Below are 22,904 nucleotides of genomic sequence, written 5' to 3'. Positions count from 1 at the left end.
GGCAGCTTGACCCTTGCTGAACAAGTTTATGAAGCTCTAATCTATATGTATGCCCTGAGCCTACTGTTCTATTTCTCGGACTGCATTCGACGCAATGCGGGGGCGAAGCGGACAGGCACAGGGTTTCTTGTCGTTGTTTGGGGATTGCAGGTAACGCATGTCATATTGCGCATGTGGACTGAAGGTCATTTCCCCATCTATACCACCTTTGATTTTTTGTTTATATTTTCATTCAGTATTGTGCTGATGTCTCTCGTCATGACTCGCATCCAGCGTTCTGAATTTGTCATTTTGTTGCTGAATGTTGTAGGTTTTTCCGTTACGGTATTAAACCGACTGTGGTTTACGGCCGGAGAGATATCACTGCATAACTGGCAAACGGTACATGGATTACTCATTATGCATATTACCTTGGCGAATCTTGGTTTTGCGGCGTTAACCGTTGCTACGGTATTTGCCTTGTTATATCTGTTCTTGCACCGTAAGTTGAAGAAAAAAAAGTGGAATGATACGATGCGACGGCTGCCAAGCCTGGAAGTGATCGGGAAGTATATGGATGGTGCTACGTTGATAGGAACACCGTTACTTGGTGTTTCTGTGATGCTTGCCGTATTATCCATTGTGGCGGAAAGACGCTGGATTCTACTCTTGGATCTCAAAGTTATTTCGACAGGTCTTGCTATAGCCATCTATGTAGGTTACTTCGTATCCAAGAGAAGGAAACAGTTCTCTACGATTATCATGGCAAGATGGACACTGATCGGGTACGGATTTGTCATTATAAGTTTTTTATCCAATGCGTATTCAGCGTTTCATCGTTGGACGGGAGAGTGAAGGGGATGGACCGTTACACGCCGATATTTGTGAATACTTCAGGCAAGAAGTGCTGCGTGGTTGGTGGTGGACGTGTTGCCGAACGTAAAATTAAGGGATTGCTGCATGCCGAGGCACAGATTACGGTCATTAGTCCGGAGCTTACTCCCGTATTAAAACAACTGCATCATGAATCCCGAATTCAATGGATAGACCGGTCCTACCGCAATGGAGATTTGCGGGGGGCCTTTCTCGTATATGCAGCGACTGACCATTCCGAGGTCAATTCAACTGTGGTTCGGGATGCGGAGGCTGCGGGCATATTGGTGAATAATGCAATGTCTTCGGAGCACAGCAGCTTTATTACGCCAAGCGTGGTAAGGCGTGGGAGATTAAGCATAGCAATATCCACAGCAGGAGCGGGACCGGCAGCAGCTGCGGAGATACGTGCCACACTCGAACGACAGTTCGGTGATGAATATGAGACGTACCTTGAGTTTTTGCACCAGATGAGGACTGAGGTGAAGTCACGCGTATCTTCTTCAAGTCTCAGAAGTACGTTGCTTCGGCAATTAACTGAAATGCACATATTAGAAGATATTCGTACAGGCCATTTTCGGTGGTGGACCGAAGAAGAAATCGGGGACTGGATATCCCATAATCAGGAGGAAGTGTAGATATGCGTACAATTAAAGTTGGAAGTAGACAGAGCGCGCTTGCGCTAACCCAGACAGGTCATGTCATTCAGGATTTACGCGATATTTGTGAGCGGGAAGGATTAGCTTTTGACTTTGAAGTACATAAGATTGTTACCAAGGGAGATCTCATTCTGGATGTAACGTTGTCAAAAGTGGGAGGCAAAGGTTTGTTTGTCAAAGAGATTGAACAGGCGATGCTTGATCGTACGATTGATATGGCTGTTCATAGTATGAAGGATATGCCTTCCGAGTTACCCGAAGGATTAATCAATGGTGCTATTCCCCGTCGTGCAGATCCACGGGATGCGCTGATCTCTAATGGTGGACTAACTCTGGATCAACTGCCAGAAGGAGCTAGAGTTGGAACAAGCAGTCTGCGCCGGTCGAGCCAATTAAAGGCCTATCGTCCAGATTTGCAATTGGAATCGATTCGCGGCAATATTGATTCCCGTCTGCGGAAGCTGGAGACCGAAGGGTTCGATGCGATTATTCTGGCAGCTGCAGGATTGTACCGTATGGGCTGGGAAGACCGAATCACAGAGTACCTGACGGAAACAGCTTGCCTTCCGGCAGTAGGTCAAGGCGCGCTTGGTATCGAATGTCGTGAAGACGATGAGGAACTGTTGCACTTGCTGCAGCTGTATAATGATCCGGAGACAGCATTTCCTGTACAGGCGGAACGCCGTTTTCTCAGTGTATTAAATGGGGGCTGCCAGGTTCCGATTGGTGCTCATGCGGTATGGGTACCTCAGCAAGATGCAGATTCCCTGAATGGTGAAAACACGTTACAATTAACAGGTATGGTCGGCACGCCGGATGGTGGACTGATTCTTAAGGAAGCTCTGATCGGCAAGGACCCGGTTCGTCTGGGTGAAGAAGTGGCTTGGAGATTGATCGAACGGGGAGCAGAGCAGATACTGGCAGAAGTTAGGGGATGAAGACATGGTGGGAAAGGTCTTTTTGGTAGGGGCAGGTCCTGGGGATGCAAAGCTGATTACGGTAAAAGGGTGGGAATCCATCGGTAAAGCCGATGCTGTAGTCTATGATCGTTTGGCAAGTCCGAGATTGTTGAAACAAATGAAGCCCGGTGCGGTCAAGATTTACGTGGGCAAAAGGCCGGATCGGCATACGATGAAACAGGAAGAGATCAATCAACTGTTGGTTGATCTGGCTCTTGAAGGCAAGGTTGTGGTTCGGCTTAAGGGCGGCGATCCAACTATCTTTGGACGCGTGGGCGAAGAGGCGGGTTTGCTGCACAAAAACGGAATTCCGTTTGAGATTGTACCTGGGGTTACCGCTGCAATAAGTGTACCTGCGTATGCCGGAATTCCTGTGACTCACCGTGACTATGCATCTTCCATCTCTATTATTACGGGGCACGAGAGTCCGGACAAGCTTGATCGCAGTATCCATTGGGATAAAGTGACGAATGCAACGGGCACACTTGTATTTATGATGGGGGTTGCCAAAATTGGATATATCAGCGAACAATTGATTCGTCATGGTCGTCCAACGCAAACACCGGTAGCTCTGATTCGTTGGGGAACACGAGCGGAACAGGATACCCTTATAGGTACCCTTGAAGATATAGAAGCGAAAGTGCTCGCAGCCAATTTTCAACCGCCTGCAGTTATTGTGGTGGGGGATGTCGTCAATCAGCGGGAACAGTTGAAATGGGCAGAAGCGCTGCCGCTGTTTGGCAAACGAATTCTGGTAACCCGTGCTCGCAGTCAGGCGAGTGAACTGGTGAATCGCATTGAGGAACTCGGCGGCGAACCGTATGAGTTTCCGGTCATTGAGACGGTCATGCCGTCCAGTGAATCTGCGCAGCAAAGTGTCAAAGACGCCTTCAGTGCTTTAAATACCTACGACTGGGTGTTTTTCACAAGTGTGAACGGCGTGGAGTTTTTCTTCCGCCATCTGGAACAGGAAGGCAAGGACATTCGCTCGATTCATCAAGCAAGAATTGCAGCCGTAGGACCTTCCACAGCAGATGCTTTGCGCAAACATGGCATCGTTGCAGAGGTTGTCAAAGGCCCTTTCCAGGCCGAAGGCATGCTTGAGACTTTTGAAAGTGAACTGAAGGAAGGTCAGAGAGTACTGCTTCCGCACGGTGATCTTGCACGTACGTGGTTGCGTGACCAGTTGAGAGAACGAGGACTCCAGGTCACCGAAGCCATCATCTACGATACGATCCTCGCTGGTGAGGATGATGATGAACTACTCAAGCTACTTGAAGAAGGTGGTATTCATGCGGTGACCTTTACAAGTTCCTCGACGGTTACCAATTTCATGAGTATGTTGAAACGTATGGGGTTGCAAGATCCACTGCCTTTATTGAAAGATGTGGAGGTTGCGTGTATCGGGCCTGTTACAGCGAAAACGGCAGAAGCCGCTGGACTAAAGGTTACACTGATGGCAGAGGAAGCAACGATGGATAGCTTGATCACAGTGCTATGCGACTGGAAACGGACAGGCACCAAAGAAGGCGCTCTTCGAAATTAATACACATGTAATCATGTCAACATATGAAGCGTGCTGAATTCGATAGGATACCAGCGCGCTTCCCTTTTTGCTCTATTTAACTTTTTTCAAGGAGGTTTTACTCGTATGAGTTTTCCAATTGTACGGCATCGCCGTTTACGCCAATCCACAGGTATTCGCAATATGGTCAGAGAGACCCATCTAACTGTGGACGACTTTATTCAACCGATCTATGTGACGTATGGAGAAAATGTAAAATCTGAAATCAAATCCATGCCTGGCGTATTCCGCTTCTCTTTGGATCGTCTTCAGGAGGAAGTAACGGAAATTGCCGAGCTGGGAATTCCAGCCGTGTTATTGTTTGGTATTCCGGAGACGAAGGACAGTGTGGGTTCGTCTGGCTTCGCTGAAGATGGCATTGTGCAGGAAGCGACGAGATTGATCAAATCCTGGTACCCGGAACTGCTGGTTGTTGCGGATACTTGTCTGTGTGAATTCACGGATCACGGTCACTGCGGTATGGTACACACTGTGGAGATTGATGGCCATATCTGCGGAGATGTATTAAATGATGAATCACTGGATCTGCTCGTGCAAACGGCAGTGTCTCAAGCCAAAGCAGGAGCGGACATTATTGCACCATCCAACATGATGGATGGATTTGTACAAGCGATCCGCGCGGGACTGGATGAGAATGGATTCAGTCATATTCCGATTATGTCTTACTCTGTTAAATATGCATCCGCATTCTATGGTCCATTCCGTGAAGCTGCGGATTCCACACCACAATTCGGAGACCGCAAGTCATATCAGATGGACCCGGCGAACGCGCGTGAAGCCTTGCGTGAAGCAGAGACGGATGTGCTCGAAGGAGCGGACATGTTGATGGTAAAACCATCCCTTTCCTATCTGGATGTTATGCGCACGATTAAGGATCAATTTGATCTTCCGCTTGTTGCCTATAATGTAAGTGGCGAGTATGCCATGGTGAAGGCAGCCGCGATTCAAGGCTGGATCGATGAGAAAAAAGTTGCCATGGAAATCCTGCTCAGCATGAAACGCGCAGGTGCAGATATGATCATTACCTACTACGGAAAAGACGCTTCACGATGGTTGGCTGAGAAATAAAATAAATGACATTAAGGAGGATATTCATGACTGCACAACAAGGTAATCGTCGCAAGGATGAGCGCTCACGCAGCGCGTTTGAGGAAGCGAAGCAGTACATACCCGGGGGTGTGAACAGCCCTGTACGTGCATTCAAATCGGTGGGACTTACTCCGATCTATGCAGAACGCGGTGAAGGGTCCAAAATCTACGATATTGATGGCAATGTTTTTATTGACTATGTGGGATCGTGGGGCCCACTCATCATGGGACATGCACACCCTGACGTTGTAGAAGCTTTGCGTGAAACAGCCCTCAAAGGAACAAGCTTTGGTGCACCGACTTTGCTGGAGACCGAGATGGCAAAACTGGTCTGTGAGCGTGTACCTTCTATCGATATCGTGCGGATGGTTAATTCCGGTACGGAAGCAACGATGAGTGCCATTCGACTGGCACGCGGGGTAACCGGACGCAGTAAAATTCTGAAGTTTGAAGGATCATATCATGGACATGCGGACAGTTTGCTGATCAAGGCGGGTTCAGGTGTTGCAACACTGGGTCTACCGGACAGTCCAGGTGTACCTGAAGGTGTAGCTGTGAATACAATTACGGTACCTTATAACGATCTGGAGTCCGTGAAGCTTGCTTTTGAACGTTATGGTGAAGAATTGGCCGCTGTTATTGTGGAACCTGTGGCGGGTAACATGGGGGTTGTACCGCCGGCTTCCGGTTTCCTTGAGGGACTGCGCAGTTTGACGACCCAATATGGCAGTTTGCTTATTTTTGACGAAGTCATGACTGGTTTCCGCGTAGGGTTGAACTGTGCTCAGGGACGGTATGGGGTTACACCTGACCTGACTTGTCTGGGTAAAGTTATCGGTGGCGGACTCCCGGTTGGTGCTTATGGTGGTCGCCGGGATCTGATGGAACAGATTGCTCCTACAGGACCGATCTATCAGGCGGGTACATTGAGCGGAAATCCGCTGGCTATGGCAGCAGGATATACAACGCTCAAATTGTTAACACCAGAGGTCTATGACCGTCTGGAGACATTGTCTGCACGTTTGCAAGCCGGATTCGAGAAAAATGCAGCTGAGACGGGTGTTGCGATAACCATTAACCGTGTCGGTTCCATGGTTTGTCCATTCTTCGGTGCCGTTCCCGTAACCAATTATGATATTGCCAAAGAAAGTAATCTGGATCAATTCCGTCGTTATTTTGCGGCCATGATTGATCAAGGTGTGAGTGTTGCTCCTTCGCAATACGAAGGCATGTTTGTCTCTGGTGTGCATACGGAGCAGGATATTGACGATACGATTGAGGCGAATCGTAAAGCTCTTCAATCGCTATGACCATCAAAAGTTGGAAACGCCGCGGGGAATGGCTTGAGTTGATGCCAGGGAGAGCCGTAACAGGCAGTTTAGACAAACCGATGGCCGCAGAGCAATGGTTATTGTCTGAACTTCAGTTTCCGGAGAAACTGCTTCGTCAGCTGAAAGCAAACCAAGGAATACAACTTGCAGGGGACCGGCTTCGGCTGGCCCTTTTTGCGTCCCAGCCAATCGATGTTGAGCCACGCTGGGCTGATGTGGATGTATTGTATGAGGATGATTTTTGTCTGGTTATGCACAAACCGGCAGGCATGAAACTGCATCCGGATGGAAGCCGTGTTGATCAGGCCATCACGCTGGATCATGTGGTAGCCTCTTATTATGAAATGAACGGAATCCAGGCGAGCGTACGCCATGTTCATCGACTGGACGAGGATACAACCGGACCTGTCCTGTATGCCAAAAATGCTTTTGCCCTCGCCAAACTGGATGAAGCGATGCGTCGCAAAGAGATTGGCCGCCATTATGTAGCCATTGCAGGTGGACAAATCCCCCTTGAACTCCACAAAATTGATGCTCCGATTGGCAAGGATAGACATCACAAACAGCGCAGACGTGTCTCCGAAGGTGGACAGGAAGCTGTTACTCACGTGGAGATCGTCGAAGTGTGGGAACGAGCAACCCTTGTACGATTAAAGCTGGATACAGGACGCACACACCAAATTCGTGTACACCTGAGTTACGTGGGACATCCGCTTATTGGTGATGCGTTGTATGGAGGTAGAGCGGATGCCATTGGACGACAAGCACTTCACGGAGAGATGCTTAAGTTTAGTCATCCGTTAACCGGAGCGATGATTGAAGTGAACGACCCATGGCCGTCCGATTTCACACAATTGGCAGAGCGTGAGCGTCAAAATTATTAATACACTATATAAGTTCGACTAACTGGTTACACGAGAACGGAGAGGACAGAGATAACGTGAAAAAGCGGAATGTTCGCCTAAAAGCTTTCTGAATGAAAGCTGCTTCGGAAGCATAAGCTATCCCCGCATTTTCCCTTTGAAGAAGGGAATCAAAAAAAATCTGGGGATAACAGTGATCGGAAGGTTATTCTGTCATCGAAGTGGCTAGGTGCAACATTCTCTATTTCGCTTAATATAACAAGGTTTTTCAAAAGGTGGCATGCTCCTCTCATTCAAGGCATATAGATGGGGTAACGAAGGATTTGGACCATGGATCAGTCCCATGAGAAGGATCATGGTGAACATATGCCGAAAGGAGGACGCCACCTTTGTTGAATCAACCTTATGGTTTGCGGTTCGATATTTATGAGCGCGTTCATTTGTCTGAGGGAGTCCCTGCGATTGAGGAATTGGAGGAGATTGAACTATACCCGCGCATTCAAGTCATAGGGCAGGATGATCATGCCACGTTAAGAGGGCATCTTTTACTTACAGGTGCGTACAGAGGAGAAAATGAGGCTTCAGAGGAGCTCAAACATTTCATTCCCGTGGAGATCACAGTGCCGCTGAACCGGGTCAGATCGATTGAGGATATTTCCATTGAGATCGAAAATTTTGACGTGGATCTGTTATCCAATCGCAGTCTGAACATTACAGGTGTATTGTCGCTGCGAGGCATCGAAGGTTTTCCTGTTGAAGAGCCACAAGTGTGGTCAGCAGATGAGTTTACAGTTGTTCATTCGCCTGATGCTCAGCAGCAATCCAACCGTTCCGATGAAGCAGCCCAGACAGGCAGCGACCCCAACACATTTGCACAAGAGTACCTGCTCCAGCGGAGTGAGGAAGAGAGACTTGCGAATGCAGCAGAACTTGCATATGGTGCTCCTGAATTCGCTGACCTGTCCACAAGGGAAGAGAAATTAGGGAATAGCGAAGAATCGCAGCAGGAATATGCGAATTCGTCATTGGCCGAGCCACTTCAATCCGAGGAGCAAAGTGCGGAGTACGCTAACGAAAACAGACAACCTGATGCAAACGAAGATCCCGCATCTCTGACGGCGAATGCAGATGAATTGGCATCTAATGAGCAATATAGCGAACCTTCTCCGGTCTCGTCATTTATGGCTGAGACTGCTGATCGGTTAGCTTCTTACCCTGAGTCGGAACCATTGCTGCCCCTGGAAGACGAGTCTTCGGGTTGGTCCGAGCCTTCCGTGGATGTATTGCCTGCGAACTCGAGAAGTGCAGATCAAGCAGTCTCAGAGCCTACTGCTCAATCATCTAATGAGTTGGCAGCACGGGATGTACCGGACGCACCAGAGGTATGGCACTTCGAATCAGCGAGATCTGTACCTCAGCAGGAGAATCAGGCGGTTGCTGATGTCCCGGGCGAATCACAGGCGGAGAACTGGCAAGGTGTATTTGCTTCGTCCGAACCAGGCAACCCGGAGGAAGACCGGCCGTCTTTTGAAGCGACTGGGGTAGACGAGTTCGTACAGAACGAAGCATTTGTTCCTGAACCTGTGGCTGAGACGGAAGACAAGCCGGAGCTGAAGGTTGCTTTTGGCAGCAAAAAAGAATCCGCACCACGGCAAGAAGAGGGCGTAGGTATCTCTTCCTTGTTATCCTCGGGCAGAGCGGCACGCGATGCTGAAGTGGAGCGAGGTGATGAGGTTCCTGCGGGGGTGGTACAGGAAGAAACGTATCCAGCTGATGATGTGGAATGGAAGAACCTGTTCCTGGGAACAATCGTGGACCAGACCCCATTCCGCAAGGTGAAACTGTGCATCGTTCAGCGTGAAGATACACTGGATGCCATTGCAGATCGATATCAATTGAGCACGAGGGAACTTCAGTTGTATAACCGATTATCTGAGCAGGTTGTGGAAGAAGGTCAGATATTGTACATCCCTTAATCCGTAGTTAAAGCCTTCGTTACGACCCGTGATCCCCTTGAGGATTGCGGGTTTTTGCATGATTCGTCCTAAACCTGCATTCCAGCGCTCTTTATCCGCTGTTGTCAGGTTGACTATCGCGCACGAGCAAGGTATGATGTGTGTAGGTTTTTTGAAGAACAACGTGGAACGGGAGTAGTAGACAGTATGACCTTTCAGAGAGTGGAATTGCAACGCTGTGAGATTCCGCAGGAACCAACTGATCGAAGTCGCCCGGGAGTTGCCTGTTTGAATACAAGGGATGAATGAGATCTATCGTCATTTATTTCTGAGGTAGGATGGGCCGGTAGCAGCCGTTATCTGCTTGAAGTGTCACGTCATGTACAGAGGGTGAAGTCTATCTTGCTGTAGGCGTGAAACAAAGGTGGTACCGCGAAAGCTAACCTTTCGTCCTTTGATGGATGAAAGGTTTTTTTTGTTTTTTTGGCGAAGATGATGAAGTAACGGAGGAATGACACATGTCTGAGGAAAAAAAATCAGCTGCAACAGAAATGCCGACCACTTACGATCCTAAGGCGGCAGAGGATAAATGGTACGCCACCTGGATGGAGCGTGGATATTTCAAAGCCGGTCAGCGTAAAGATGCCGAGCCGTATACAATTGTAATTCCGCCCCCAAATGTGACCGGGATGCTGCACATTGGGCATGCGCTCGATTTTACACTGCAGGATATTCTGATCCGCACCAAACGGATGCAAGGTTATGATGCACTGTGGCTTCCGGGTTCCGACCATGCAGGTATTGCAACCCAAACCAAAGTGGAGCAGAAGCTGCGTGAAGAAGGTCTGACTCGTTATGATCTGGGACGTGAGAAGTTTCTGGAGAAAGTATGGGACTGGAAAGATCAATATGCCACTACCATTCGTCAGCAATGGGGCAAAATGGGATTGTCGCTTGACTACTCACGTGAACGTTTTACGCTGGATGAAGGTCTGTCCCAAGCGGTTCGCAAAGTATTTGTTCAACTGTATGAAAAAGGCCTTATTTACAGAGGGAAACGCATCATTAACTGGGACCCGGTGAACCGGACAGCTCTGTCCGACATTGAGGTTGAATATAAAGAGGTTCAGGGTCACTTGTACCATCTGCGTTACCCGCTCAAAGACGGAAGTGGCTACGTTACAGTGGCAACAACGCGTCCTGAAACGATGCTGGGTGATACAGCGGTTGCTGTTCATCCGAAGGATGAGCGTTATGCAGATATGATTGGTAAAGTACTTGTACTGCCTATCATTGGACGCGAAATTCCAATTATCGCTGATGATTATGTGGATAAAGAGTTCGGAAGTGGTGCAGTTAAAATCACGCCTGCGCATGATCCAAATGACTTTGAAGTAGGTCTTCGTCATGATCTGCCTCAAATTACGGTAATGGATGAGAGCGGCACAATGAATGCTGAGGCAGGCAAGTATCAGGGACTGGATCGCAGTGACTGCCGCAAGCAGATTGTTGCTGACTTGAAAGAGCAGGGCGTATTGATCAATATCGAGGATCACACGCATCAGGTTGGACACAGTGAACGTACCGGAGCTGTTGTTGAGCCGTATCTGTCTACACAGTGGTTCGTGGAGATGAAGCCACTTGCAGAGAGAGCGATCAGGAAACAACAGAGCGGCGAAGGGGTTAATTTTGTTCCAGATCGTTTTGAGAAAACCTATCTGAACTGGATCGAAAACGTTCGTGACTGGTGTATTTCCCGTCAACTGTGGTGGGGACATCGTATTCCTGCCTGGTATGATGAGGAAACGGGTGAAATCATCGTATCTGCTGAAGATCCAACAACGCTGCCGGAGAATGCTGGACGCAAGCTGAGACAGGACGAAGACGTACTCGATACTTGGTTTAGCTCCGGCTTATGGCCGTTCTCCACACTAGGCTGGCCGGAAGATACGGAAGACCTGCAACGTTATTATCCGACAAGTGTACTTGTGACAGGGTATGACATCATATATTTCTGGGTTGCACGCATGATTTTCACTGCATTGGAATTCACGGATGAGATTCCGTTCAAGGATGTGCTGATGCATGGTCTTGTTCGTGACGCAGATGGACGCAAAATGTCCAAATCACTGGGCAACGGTGTAGATCCGCTGGATGTGATTGAGAAATACGGCGCAGATGCAATGCGTTACATGATCTCAACCAGCAGCACGCCAGGTCAGGATCTCCGTTTCCGTTGGGAACGGGTGGAACAGGCTCGTAATTTCGCCAACAAGATCTGGAATGCTTCGCGCTTTGCATTGATGAATCTGGAAGGATTCACTTATGAGGAACGTGACATCAGTGGAGAGCTTGGTACAGCGGATTATTGGATTTTGCACCGTCTGAACGAAACTTCCCGCGATATTACGCGTCTAATCGAAGCGTATGAATTTGGGGAAACGGGTCGTGTGTTGTATAACTTTATCTGGGATGACCTGTGTGACTGGTACATTGAGTTTGCGAAGCTGTCCTTCTATGGGGAAGATCCGGTTGCCAAGAAGAAAACACAATCGGTGCTTGCTTATGTGCTGGATCAGACCATGCGCCTGATTCATCCGTTTATGCCATACATCTCCGAAGAGATCTGGCAGCATCTGCCTCATGAAGGTGAGACGATTACGCTGGCATCATGGCCGGTATATGATCCTGCTCTTGAGAACCCAGAGGCTGTTGCCGAGATGAACCTGCTCATGGATACCATTCGTGCAGTTCGAAACATTCGTGCAGAAGTGAACGTGCCGATGAGCAAAAAGATCGAGTTGATGGTCAAAGCAAACAGTCCTGAGACGTCCAGCATCATTGAGCGTAACAGTCACTACATCAAACGTTTCTGTAATACGTCCGAGTTCGATAGTGGGCTGGATTTAAACTCACCGGACAAGGCAATGACTGCGATCATTACGGGGGCAGAACTATACTTGCCGCTCGCAGGTCTTATTGATATCGAGCAGGAAGTGGCTCGTTTGGAGAAAGAGTTGGAGAACCTTGAGGGCGAAGTTCTCCGTGTAGAGAAAAAGCTGGCGAACGAAGGCTTTGTTGCCAAAGCTCCTGCCAAAGTTATTGAGGAAGAGCGCGCCAAGCAAGCCGATTATTCCGATAAACGGGATAAAGTGATTGCACGAATCAAGGAACTTAAAGGTTAATATATTTGGGTCGGATGGAGAGCCATTATGCCATCCGGCCGCTTTTTTCACTCAAACTCGGGACCGAAGGTGAATCAGATGACGGAATTAGACGGGACAGATGCAGCAGCTCCTTTACTTACGTATAACGAGGCCGTGGACTGGATCAATGGCCTTATTCCTTTTGGCATCCGACCTGGATTGGAACGAATCGAGAGTCTGATGTCCATGTTAGGCAACCCACACCAACGTCTCAAATTTATTCATGTCGCGGGAACGAACGGCAAAGGTTCGACTTGCGCTTTTTTGACGTCAGTGCTTCTTCAGGCTGGATATGATGTGGGTACCTTTACTTCGCCTTATATCACCAAGTTTACAAACCGTTTTCAATACAACGGTGAGGATATTCCTGAAGAAATCCTGCTTAAGCTCTCGAATCGATTACATCCACTGGTCATGGAAATGGCCTCCACTCCGCTTGGATCACCCACGATGTTTGAGGTGTCCACGGCTCTGGCGCTTCTGTACTATGCAGAGGAGTGTTACCCTGACGTTGTGGTATGGGAGACGGGGCTAGGGGGAAGGATGGACGTAACGAATATTGTCGCACCTGTTGTGTCCGTCATCACCAACATTGGTATGGATCATACGGATGTGCTTGGAGATACGATTGAGCAGATTGCTGGAGAAAAGGCAGGTATTATCAAGCCGGGAGTACCCGTTGTGACTTGCGCGACTCAACCCGAAGCTGTGAAGGTGATTCAGGAGAAAGCACAGCAGCTTCAATCAAGCGTGTATTTGGCTGGAGATCAATTCTCTTATCATAGACTGGACAGCAATGAGAACGGACAATCTTTTCATTTTACAGGCCCGTTTCGTGACCTGGACGTTCGCATACGTATGCAGGGCTCACATCAATGTGACAATGCAGCGGCCGCACTTATGGTGCTTGAATTGCTTAGACAATACATGGCATTTATGCTGGATGACAACGATATTGCACTTGGACTGGAGAATGCTTTCTGGGCAGGAAGATTCGAAAAAGTCGTCGATGAACCCCGAATTGTGCTTGATGGAGCACATAATCCGGAAGGGGCAGAGTCACTGGCCAAGAGCATTATGGATGTCTATCCGCACAACAAGTTAATTTTGATGATGGGTATGTTGGCAAATAAGCATCACGAAGCGTATTTGCAGCATATACTGCCACTAGTGGATACGCTGATCCTGACCGAGCCAGATTTCCGACGCAAAATGGATGCAGCCGAATTGCTGCAGATTGTCGAACGGGTACGTCCCGCCATTGCGAAGCAGGAACTGGAAATCATCGTCGAGCCCGAATGGGCAAAGGCACTTGATCTATTGAAGTCACGGACGGAAGCGGAAGATCTGGGGGTGGTCTCCGGCACACTGTACCTGATTGCGGATGTGCGGGCAGCCCTTTTGCATCAAACCGATTCTGAAAAAGGTTGGTGAAAGTTTTGTTAAATACATCGGAACACGTTCATTTTATAGGGATTGGCGGATATGGCATGAGTGCCATCGCAAGAGTTATGTTGGAAATGGGATACACCGTTACCGGATCGGATGTCGCTTCACAGGAGTTGACCGAGAAGTTGGCAGCCAAGGGAGCGAAAATATATATCGGACATACGGCAGAGCACGTCACTGGAGCAGACCTTGTTGTCTACTCTACGGCAGCGCCTGCTGATAATGTGGAACGGGTAGCAGCTGCAGAGCTGAACATTCCGATTCTGCATCGTTCCCAGATGCTTGCACGTTTGTTGAACGAACGTAAAGGTGTGGCTGTAGCTGGGGCTCATGGTAAAACAACCACTTCATCCATGATTGCACTTGTTATGGATAAATGTGATACAGATCCGACATACATTATTGGCGGAGAAATCATGAATGTGGGTACCAACGCGAAGGCTGGTCAAGGCGATTGGGTAGTCGCTGAAGCGGACGAGAGCGATGGTTCGTTTTTGCAGTACCATCCATGGCTCGGTATTGTAACCAATATTGAGGCAGATCATCTGGAGAATTACAACAGTGATTTTGAGGAGCTCAAAAGGGCTTATGTGCAGTTCCTGAGCCAGATTCGTCCGGAAGGAACAGCGATTGTGTGTTCTGACGACGAGAATGTTCAAGCGATTTTGCCAGAACTCAAGTCACGGATTACAACCTATGGTATTGATCGTGCTGCAGATTATACGGCAACGGATATTGTACTGGGCGATCGCCGTATCTCCTTTACGATGAATCATCAGGGTGCTGCTATGGGCACGGTGGAATTATCAGTGCCGGGTAAGCATAACGTTTATAATGCGATGGCTACTGTGATTACCTGTCTGGAGGCAGGCATTCCATTTGAGAAGATTGTGGCAGCTATCATCCAGTTCCACGGAGCCAAACGCAGATTCCAGGTATTGGGCGAGGCGCGTGATATGCTGATCATCGATGATTATGCTCATCACCCGACTGAGATTGAAGCTACCATCAGTGCCGCCAAAGCAACGGGCAAACGCATTATTGCAGTATTCCAGCCACAGCGTTATACGCGGACCTTCTTCCTGCTGGATGCGTTCAGTCGTGCTTTCGCGGAAGCGGATGAGGTGCTTATTACGGATATCTATTCTCCTGCGGGCGAAAAACAGATCGAAGGGGTAACCTCAGCCAGACTGGTTGAATTGATCGTTCAAAACAGTAATGCTTCTGCACGTTACCTCCCAACGAAAGAGGAAGTTGTGGCTGATTTGCAGCATCGTCTGCAGCCAGGAGATCTTGTGATTACGATGGGTGCAGGTGATATTTGGAAAGTCGGCGATACACTTGCCAAAGGTTTGAAATAGATCAATTGAGAAATCGCCTGTCTTCGATACGAAGCAGGCGTTTTTTGCGTTATATGGAATGTATTCTCCAGTCTCTGCATATAGCTTATATAAATGGGACAAAGGAGAGGGTACGGGTGAGCAATGCTAGAATGACGTTTCGCTTCGGGGATCATGAGTCGGACAAGCCTGAAAACAAGAGGATATCTGCGTCCAGTCCATTGGTGACGTTAAGTGAAGAATTACCGCATAATCAACCGCTAACGCCTAAGCAGATGGATACAACCCCATCATGGACGCCTGAGGATATCCCCGGAGACTGGGGAGAGACGGTGCTGACAAGCTCTACTGTACCTGAACCTGACGAACGGGTGAGTCATGATTCGAACTTGAACTTGGATGAGGCCCATTATTTTAGGAACCGTTCCAGTTCCGGTTATGTTAATCACACCGATAATCCGGAGGAAGAGCGTCGTGATCTGCCCAATTTCCATGATGATCAAGGCCACGACTGGCTTGCAGATTCGGAGAACTATTCCTATAAACGCAATCGCCCTCCAAGGGGATGGAAAATGATTGGTTCTGTCACTGGGGCACTTGTTACCGGAGCACTTTTTGGTATGGTTATTCTTTCATTTTTTAATAAAGAAGGAGCCGCGAAGCCAGGCGATCTTCTGCCCGTCAATCAGGCAGTTTCTACTGTGACGGGTCAGGAGGGGGCTGCAGGTACAGAACAGCAACTCCAGACAGCGGCGACTGGCAGCACGTATTATGCACTTCAATACGGTGTATTCAGTTCTCCTGAACGTGCTGAGCAGGCCAAGCTTGAGCTCGCTCAGGCAGGGATAGCCGCAGGTTCTGATCCTGAAGATGGCAATCGAGTATATGCAGGCATTTCGGCTGATCGTGAAGAGGCCAAGCTGCTTAGCTCCAGGCTAAAAGCCCAGGGAGTTGAACTGTATGTCAAGGAGATTGTGAACCCTGAGATCAATCCGGCTATATTCGGTGGCAAACAAGAGGATGTGCAGCTTTTCTTCACAAACAGTTCTGCACTGGTGGAACAATTATCTACCTTGTCCATTCAGCAGCTGGGACAGTCTGCTCCGGCAGCAGTCTCTTCAGAAACGATGACCGCGATCCAAAATAAGCACGAGTCATGGCTGACGGGATTGAATAGTCTTACACCTGGCCTGACCGCAGATGTACAACCTATTATTGGTGGAATGGAGAAATCAATGAACAATGCAATTACGGCTATCGCGGAGTACAACAAAAACCCGGATGATGTACACATGTGGTCCGTGCAGTCCGATCTGATGGAATATGTACTGCAGCAGAAAAAATGGCTTGAAGCGATAAAGCAGTAACATGTTCTTTCCCATAACAACGCTTGGAAATACCCATCCGGCAAGGAACTGGAAATAGTTCCCCTTGCCGGATTTGTGTTTGTATTGACGTACAAAACCCCGTATAATAATGTGGGTGTCAAAAAATGGCGAGGGAAGATTACCGATGAAAAAAAACTTCGGCATGTTATTGCTGTTTCTGCTGCTCGGCTGGATGGCCGGAGCGTGGATCGCCAAGGCACTGCAGCCTGTAAAGGCAGTAGCCTTTCTTACGAAAGCCACGACCATACGTTGGTCGCCACAGGCTGATTTGGATATTATCAGTTATAATATTTCACTTCAATTTCAAATGAGCCTTCTGAGTCTGATCGGTATGATTGCCGCTGTGTGGCTGTATCGCAGACTGTAGGAGAATGACGAGTTATGACGAAAAAAATTAAACCAGTGACATCTATTATCGTGATCCCGACAGGATGTTGCCGTGGCATAAGGAGCCGTTCATTTTGGATAACACACAACAGCGCCCTATTATTCTGGCCTCCACATCGCCTCGGCGCAAAGAACTGATCGCATCACTCCACCTAGCGTTTGATGTAATACCAAGTCATGCCAATGAAGATACACCACCAGAGTGGACACCTGAACAGACGGTACAGGAACTTGCTTTGCGCAAGGCGCTTGCCGTGTATCGCGGGCTTGAAGGCCGCGAGCAGGAAGCCATTATTGTTGGTAGTGACACCGTTGTTGTTCTGGATGGTGAGATTCTAGGCAAACCCTTAGACGAAGCGGATGCTGAACGTATGTTATCCCGGCTGCAGGGCCGCGTACATCGGGTGTTTACGGGCGTTGCTTGTATTGATGCGGGCAATGGACAGTCGTTAGTTCATTACCGCCAGACCGATGTAACGATGAAAGAGCTGTCGGATGCGACCATCCGTGCTTATGTGCAGACAGGTGAGCCTTCAGATAAGGCAGGATCATATGCCATTCAGGGCATTGGTGCTTCACTGATCGACCGCATTGAAGGATGTTATTTTAATGTGGTTGGCTTGCCGCTATCTTTGCTAAGTGATATGTTGGACGGGTTCGGCGTACATGTGTTGCCACGAACATGAATGAAGCCAAATGTTGTGAAATGAAAAGAGGGAACATATGGAGTCGCCTCAATACATGATGCGCGACATCCCCCAGGAAGAACGCCCGAGAGAACGCATGATGGAATACGGGGCGGGCGCCTTAAGCCATGCTGAATTGCTGGCAATTTTACTTCGAACAGGCACAAGACAGGAATCCGCGGTGCATATGGCACAGCGGATTCTGGCCGAAGCGGGTGGCATTCGCTCGTTGATGGATTTGAGTCTGGAAGAACTGACCGCGATGAAAGGGATTGGCAATGCCAAGGCTGTGCAATTGAAAGCTGGCATTGAGCTGGGTCATCGGATTGCCAAAAGCAGACTCACACAGTCGACTTCAATTCGTACACCGCGTGATGCAGCTGATATCCTGATGGAACAATTGCGTTATTTGCAAAAAGAACATTTTGTGTGTCTCTTTCTGAATAGCAAAAATCATATTATTGCCCAGGAAACACTCTCCATGGGCAGCCTTAACGCTTCGATTGTACATCCACGTGAAGTGTTCCGGGCTGCCATCAAATGCAGCAGCGCATCGATTGTGTGCGCACACAACCATCCGAGTGGTGATCCTACGCCCAGTCCGGAGGATATCCAAATAACCAAGAGACTGATTGAAGCAGGCGCTATTGTTGGTATTGACGTGCTTGATCATATTATTATCGGAGATGGAACGTACGTAAGTTTGAAGGAGAAGGGCTTAGTATAATATAATGGTTGGCGTTGATGTTTTCCTATGAATGTTAACGGCGTTGTCCGTAAAAGATAGGTTCACTTTACAAATGCAAAAAAACAAATGCGAATATTAGCTCCACGTATTGCGTGGGAATAAAATTATTACGCTCTGGATCAGAATGGAGCGGCTATATGAGGCAGAAAAGGAGATTATGTTATGTTTGGTGGTTTTACGAAAGATTTGGGTATTGACTTGGGGACAGCAAATACGTTGGTTTATGTACGAGGAAAAGGAATTGTGGTGCGAGAACCTTCGGTTGTCGCTATACGGACAGATACAAATAGCATCGAGGCAGTAGGTGAAGCCGCCAAAAAAATGATTGGACGTACACCAGGTAACATTCGTGCCATTCGTCCAATGAAAGATGGCGTTATTGCCGATTTTGATACAACGGCAACGATGATCAAATATTTCATCCGTGAAGCTCAGAAACAACGCTCCATGTTCCAGCGTCATCCAAACGTAATGGTATGTGTACCATCCGGGATCACGGCAGTAGAACAACGTGCGGTTGAAGATGCAACCAAACAGGCCGGAGCACGTGAAGCCTATACAATTGAAGAGCCTTTTGCAGCTGCAATCGGTGCAGATCTGCCTGTATGGGAACCAACGGGTAGTATGGTTGTAGATATCGGTGGCGGCACAACAGAAGTGGCTGTTATCTCTCTTGGTGGTATTGTTACGAGCCGTTCGGTTCGTGTTGCAGGTGACGAGATGGATGAATCCGTTATCCAGTACATCAAACGCCAATACAATCTGATGATCGGTGAGCGTACATCAGAGCAATTGAAGATGGATATTGGATCAGCTATGCCATTGGAACAAGTAGAAACGATGGAAATTCGTGGACGTGACCTTGTAACAGGTCTGCCGAAGACCATTACGATTACTTCGGACGAGATCAGTGAAGCGCTGGCTGATACGGTGAATGCAATTGTTGAAGCGGTAAAAGTAACACTGGAAAAATGCCCGCCTGAACTTGCTGCCGATATCATGGATCGGGGTATCGTTCTTACAGGTGGTGGGGCATTGCTTCGTAACCTGGACAAGCTTCTCGCTGGTGAGACAGGAATGCCTGTCATTGTGGCTGAGAACCCGCTGGATTGTGTAGCAATCGGAACAGGTAAAGCGCTAGAGAATATTCATTTGTTCAAAAGCAGAAGCAGTTCGGCAGTTCGTTCCAAACGTTAATTGGTATTTGCCTAACTTGGCATAGCGACCAAGTGGCAAGATATCTTTATAGAGGACCCGGTTAACCCCGGGGATGAGCTATTACCCGCTTAACAGGGGAGGATCGGCTGATATTCTCGCAGGGACTACAGGTCTGACAGTCTCCCCGCCGGGCATGGCTCGGAAGAGAATATGGATGTTAGAGGGTGTTCGAACTGTTTAAACTGCTAGGCAACAAAAGACTTTTTGTTTTGCTGGTGGGCCTTGTTACATTTATCGCGTTAATGGGCTTTACGCTCAGTCCGCGAACCACTCTATCCTGGCCGGAGAAATTCCTGAAGGATTCAGTTGGATTTGTACAATACGTATTTTACAAGCCCGCTTCCTATGTAGCGGGCTTTTTCAAAGATGTAGCGAACATGCGTACGGTATATGAAGAGAATGAAGAGCTCCGCATCGCGATGGGTCACTATACCCGAGATCGGCTGAAGTATAATGATATGGAGCAAGTGAATGAGCAACTTCAGAAAGCGCTCAATTTCACAGAAGAACAGAAGAATCGCTATAATTACGGTTCACGAATTGCTCAGGTTATCAGTGCCAATTCGGATCCAAACAGCAGAACCATTAACATTGATATCGGTGAAAATGCGGGAATCAAGCCGGGGATGGCCGTTACCTCCCAGGAAGGGCTGGTCGGCGTGATCAGTCATGTCAGCTCCTATACATCAACGGTTAATCTGTTAACGTCCATGGATGCCAATGATCCAACATCCAATGCCATTGCAGCAACGGCAGTAGGTAAAGAGAAAGTGTTTGGTATGATTGAGAGTTACGATCCGAAGACGGGCATGCTCAAGATGACCAAAATCTCAGAGGATTCTAATATCAAAGAGGATGATGAGATTATCTCCTCCGGAATTATTAACAATTTTCCGAAGTACATGCGGATTGGTAAAGTGGAGAAGGTTGAAGTTGGGGAATACGGTTTAACAAGGACTGCGATTATCGAACCATACGCAAGCTTCCTTGACTGGAAAGAGCTGATTGTCATTATCCCGCCTGAGGTAAAAGAATAATGGTAACACGCAAGCAAGTTTTGTTCCTGTTACTATTCGTTTTGTTCATTGCGGAAGGCACAATTTTGCCGCTGCTCATCCCTTCTGGCTGGCACATGCGTATTTCTGCCAATCTGGTCTATATCGTAATTTTGTTTATCGCTGTATATCATCATCGTCACACGGCACTAGTACTCGGTATATTTTTTGGACTATTGCATGACGTTGTATTCTACGGCGAGATGATTGGACCTTATGGATTCTCGATGGGATTATCGGCATACATGATGGGACTCATTTTTCAAGCACCACGTGCACCACTGCCGGTTATGGTATCGGTTGTCATTTTGGGAAGTCTGCTTAATGACACCATGCTATTTTTCCTGTACAAGCTCTTCCAACTTAACCACGTGACCTTTGACTGGGCGTTGATTGAATACATGATTCCTAATTTGTTCATTCATTTTGTGTTTGCCTTGATCATATATGTCCCGCTTCGGAAACAACTGGAGCGGATCGGCAAGAGACGGAGCAAGACAGAAGAAGCTTCCTAAATACATTTATGGAGCGCAAAGCAGGAACTTGGGGCCCCGGGCACGAAATGTAATGAGATGGGAGGGACAGGCTTATGACGGTAAAATCGAATCACGTAACGATTAAAGGCATCCGAGACGGCCTGGTTTTCCTGTTGGACGATCAATGTGAATTCGAGGAATTGCTCTATGAGCTCCGCTATAAGCTGGAACACAGCCATCAAAATATTTTGACCGGACCGATTGTTCATGTGGATATCAAGTTGGGTGCCCGCGAAGTGACAGAGGACCAGAAAGAAGCAATCCTCGATATATTGAAGCAAAAAGGGAATTTGCTTATTCGATCCATCGACTCACCTGCACTCCAACCGGAGGTTAAAGGACCACCGCCGATTGTAACCATGTGTGGTATGGTGCGTTCAGGTCAGGTGCTTCATCATGAAGGAAATCTCCTGTTTCTTGGGGATATCAATCCGGGGGGCACAGTGACGTGTACCGGAGATATATATGTGTTGGGTTCACTCAGAGGTATGGCTCATGCCGGAATTGGCGGGGACGAGGAAGCGATCATTGCCGCTTCGGTATTTGCACCGACGCAGCTACGGATTGCGGATATCATCAGTCGTCCTCCCGATGAATGGGAGAGCCGAGAGACCGGAATGGAATTTGCTTACTTACAGGACAATCAGATGCAGATAGACAAAATGAGCAATATCGTTCGGTTACGCCGAGATTTTAATGTGTTTAAAGGAGTGTAGCTCATGGGAGAGGCGATCGTGATCACTTCGGGTAAAGGCGGCGTGGGTAAAACAACCACCTCGGCAAACATCGGGACAGCGCTGGCGCTGCTCGGCAAAAAGGTTTGTCTGGTAGATACCGATATCGGCCTTCGTAATTTGGATGTCGTGATGGGACTCGAAAACCGTATTATTTACGATCTGTGCGACGTTGCGGACGGCCGCTGCCGTCTGAATCAGGCTTTGGTCAAAGACAAGCGTTTCGAAGAATTATACATGTTGCCTGCAGCGCAGACGAGAGACAAAAACTCAGTGTCGCCAGAACAGGTCAAGGATATTATCCTTGAATTGAAAAAAGATTTTGAGTACGTCATTATTGATTGCCCAGCCGGCATAGAGCAGGGTTTCAAAAATGCGGTAGCAGGAGCAGATCAGGCCATCGTGGTCACTACACCGGAAAATGCTGCAGTACGTGATGCGGATCGTGTCATCGGCCTACTGGAGAGTTCGCACATTCAATCACCAAAGCTGGTGGTGAATCGAATTCGCAATAATATGGTTAAATCGGGTGACATGTTAGATATCGATGGTATTTTACAAGTACTTAATATTGACTTGATCGGCATTGTGCCTGATGATGAACTGGTCATCAAAGCTGCCAATTCAGGAGAACCTACGGTCATGAATCCGGATTCACTTGCGGCGATTGCGTATCGAAATATCGCACGACGCATTCTGGGAGATACGGTCCCATTAATGCAGCTGGAGCAGAAAAAGGGAGCTTTCACTCGGTTCAAAAAGTTCTTCGGAATGGGTTAACTCGTTAAACGAACTTATTCATTAAGCAATTACATGACAGCCGTGGCATATAGCCCGGCTTTTTTTGTTACCTGCGGGCAGGCT

The 22,904-nt window shown here is 48.1% G+C and carries 20 protein-coding genes and 1 other annotated feature; all 20 genes read left to right on the top strand.

What is annotated here, in order from left to right; all coding sequences use genetic code 11:
* Positions 1 to 6: 6 nt before the first annotated feature.
* The 20 genes from ccsA (at position 7) to minD (ending at position 22,820) form a co-directional block, all read left to right on the top strand.
* Entirely contained in the window at positions 7 to 834 is an 828-nt protein-coding gene (gene ccsA, locus ACE04G_RS27995) for a cytochrome c biogenesis protein CcsA (protein ID WP_371129100.1), read from the top strand.
* 5 nt (positions 835 to 839) lie between these two features.
* Positions 840 to 1,490, top strand: coding sequence for a precorrin-2 dehydrogenase/sirohydrochlorin ferrochelatase family protein (locus ACE04G_RS27990; protein ID WP_221820867.1), 651 nt, complete (start codon positions 840 to 842; stop codon positions 1,488 to 1,490).
* A gap of 2 nt (positions 1,491 to 1,492) precedes the next feature.
* On the top strand, positions 1,493 to 2,449 hold the full coding sequence (gene hemC, locus ACE04G_RS27985) for a hydroxymethylbilane synthase (protein ID WP_449004644.1): 957 nt from the start codon (positions 1,493 to 1,495) through the stop codon (positions 2,447 to 2,449).
* A 4-nt stretch (positions 2,450 to 2,453) separates the two neighbouring features.
* The gene (gene cobA, locus ACE04G_RS27980) at positions 2,454 to 4,016 is read left to right on the top strand and encodes a uroporphyrinogen-III C-methyltransferase (RefSeq protein ID WP_449004645.1); all 1,563 of its coding nucleotides are present in this window, start codon (positions 2,454 to 2,456) and stop codon (positions 4,014 to 4,016) included.
* 105 nt (positions 4,017 to 4,121) lie between these two features.
* Entirely contained in the window at positions 4,122 to 5,123 is a 1,002-nt protein-coding gene (gene hemB, locus ACE04G_RS27975; protein ID WP_017692601.1) for a porphobilinogen synthase, read from the top strand.
* Positions 5,124 to 5,149: 26 nt separating this feature from the next.
* On the top strand, positions 5,150 to 6,454 hold the full coding sequence (gene hemL, locus ACE04G_RS27970; RefSeq protein WP_449004646.1) for a glutamate-1-semialdehyde 2,1-aminomutase: 1,305 nt from the start codon (positions 5,150 to 5,152) through the stop codon (positions 6,452 to 6,454).
* Positions 6,451 to 7,359: an RluA family pseudouridine synthase gene (locus ACE04G_RS27965; protein WP_449004647.1), complete on the top strand. Its 909-nt coding sequence runs from the start codon at positions 6,451 to 6,453 to the stop codon at positions 7,357 to 7,359. Before hemL ends, ACE04G_RS27965 begins: the two co-directional genes overlap by 4 nt.
* Before the next feature lie 368 nt (positions 7,360 to 7,727).
* Positions 7,728 to 9,314 (top strand): LysM peptidoglycan-binding domain-containing protein, encoded by a 1,587-nt coding sequence (locus tag ACE04G_RS27960; protein ID WP_449004648.1) that lies wholly within the window; start codon positions 7,728 to 7,730, stop codon positions 9,312 to 9,314.
* A 155-nt stretch (positions 9,315 to 9,469) separates the two neighbouring features.
* Positions 9,470 to 9,751, top strand: a binding site (T-box leader).
* Between the two features lie 60 nt (positions 9,752 to 9,811).
* Positions 9,812 to 12,478 carry a valine--tRNA ligase gene (locus ACE04G_RS27955; protein ID WP_449004649.1) on the top strand — a complete coding sequence of 889 codons (2,667 nt, stop codon included), beginning with the start codon at positions 9,812 to 9,814 and terminating at the stop codon, positions 12,476 to 12,478.
* Between the two features lie 78 nt (positions 12,479 to 12,556).
* Positions 12,557 to 13,933, top strand: a complete 1,377-nt coding sequence (locus ACE04G_RS27950; RefSeq protein WP_036673600.1) for a bifunctional folylpolyglutamate synthase/dihydrofolate synthase — start codon at positions 12,557 to 12,559, stop codon at positions 13,931 to 13,933.
* Between the two features lie 56 nt (positions 13,934 to 13,989).
* Complete coding sequence (gene murC, locus ACE04G_RS27945; protein ID WP_047841184.1) at positions 13,990 to 15,309, top strand: UDP-N-acetylmuramate--L-alanine ligase; 1,320 nt, start codon at positions 13,990 to 13,992, stop codon at positions 15,307 to 15,309.
* 116 nt (positions 15,310 to 15,425) lie between these two features.
* Positions 15,426 to 16,655: an SPOR domain-containing protein gene (locus tag ACE04G_RS27940; protein WP_221820861.1), complete on the top strand. Its 1,230-nt coding sequence runs from the start codon at positions 15,426 to 15,428 to the stop codon at positions 16,653 to 16,655.
* Between the two features lie 145 nt (positions 16,656 to 16,800).
* Entirely contained in the window at positions 16,801 to 17,043 is a 243-nt protein-coding gene (locus tag ACE04G_RS27935; protein ID WP_036605903.1) for a DUF4321 domain-containing protein, read from the top strand.
* 94 nt (positions 17,044 to 17,137) lie between these two features.
* Complete coding sequence (locus tag ACE04G_RS27930) at positions 17,138 to 17,749, top strand: Maf family protein (protein WP_036673538.1); 612 nt, start codon at positions 17,138 to 17,140, stop codon at positions 17,747 to 17,749.
* Positions 17,750 to 17,786: 37 nt separating this feature from the next.
* Positions 17,787 to 18,476: a RadC family protein gene (gene radC / locus ACE04G_RS27925; RefSeq protein WP_036673540.1), complete on the top strand. Its 690-nt coding sequence runs from the start codon at positions 17,787 to 17,789 to the stop codon at positions 18,474 to 18,476.
* 183 nt (positions 18,477 to 18,659) lie between these two features.
* Positions 18,660 to 19,694: a rod shape-determining protein gene (locus ACE04G_RS27920; RefSeq protein WP_017692612.1), complete on the top strand. Its 1,035-nt coding sequence runs from the start codon at positions 18,660 to 18,662 to the stop codon at positions 19,692 to 19,694.
* Positions 19,695 to 19,879: 185 nt separating this feature from the next.
* Positions 19,880 to 20,752 (top strand): rod shape-determining protein MreC, encoded by an 873-nt coding sequence (gene mreC, locus ACE04G_RS27915; protein ID WP_210109919.1) that lies wholly within the window; start codon positions 19,880 to 19,882, stop codon positions 20,750 to 20,752.
* Positions 20,752 to 21,285: a rod shape-determining protein MreD gene (gene mreD / locus ACE04G_RS27910; RefSeq protein WP_091037552.1), complete on the top strand. Its 534-nt coding sequence runs from the start codon at positions 20,752 to 20,754 to the stop codon at positions 21,283 to 21,285. The genes mreC and mreD overlap by 1 nt, the downstream gene beginning before the upstream one ends.
* Before the next feature lie 74 nt (positions 21,286 to 21,359).
* Positions 21,360 to 22,022 (top strand): septum site-determining protein MinC, encoded by a 663-nt coding sequence (minC, locus tag ACE04G_RS27905; protein WP_017692615.1) that lies wholly within the window; start codon positions 21,360 to 21,362, stop codon positions 22,020 to 22,022.
* A gap of 3 nt (positions 22,023 to 22,025) precedes the next feature.
* Positions 22,026 to 22,820: a septum site-determining protein MinD gene (minD, locus tag ACE04G_RS27900; protein ID WP_053783092.1), complete on the top strand. Its 795-nt coding sequence runs from the start codon at positions 22,026 to 22,028 to the stop codon at positions 22,818 to 22,820.
* The last annotated feature ends 84 nt before the right edge of the window (positions 22,821 to 22,904 follow it).

The sequence above is a fragment of the Paenibacillus sp. AGC31 genome (assembly GCF_057334655.1).
The sequence above is the reverse complement of the archived record's forward strand: the minus strand, read 5'-3'. Positions and strand labels throughout refer to the sequence as shown.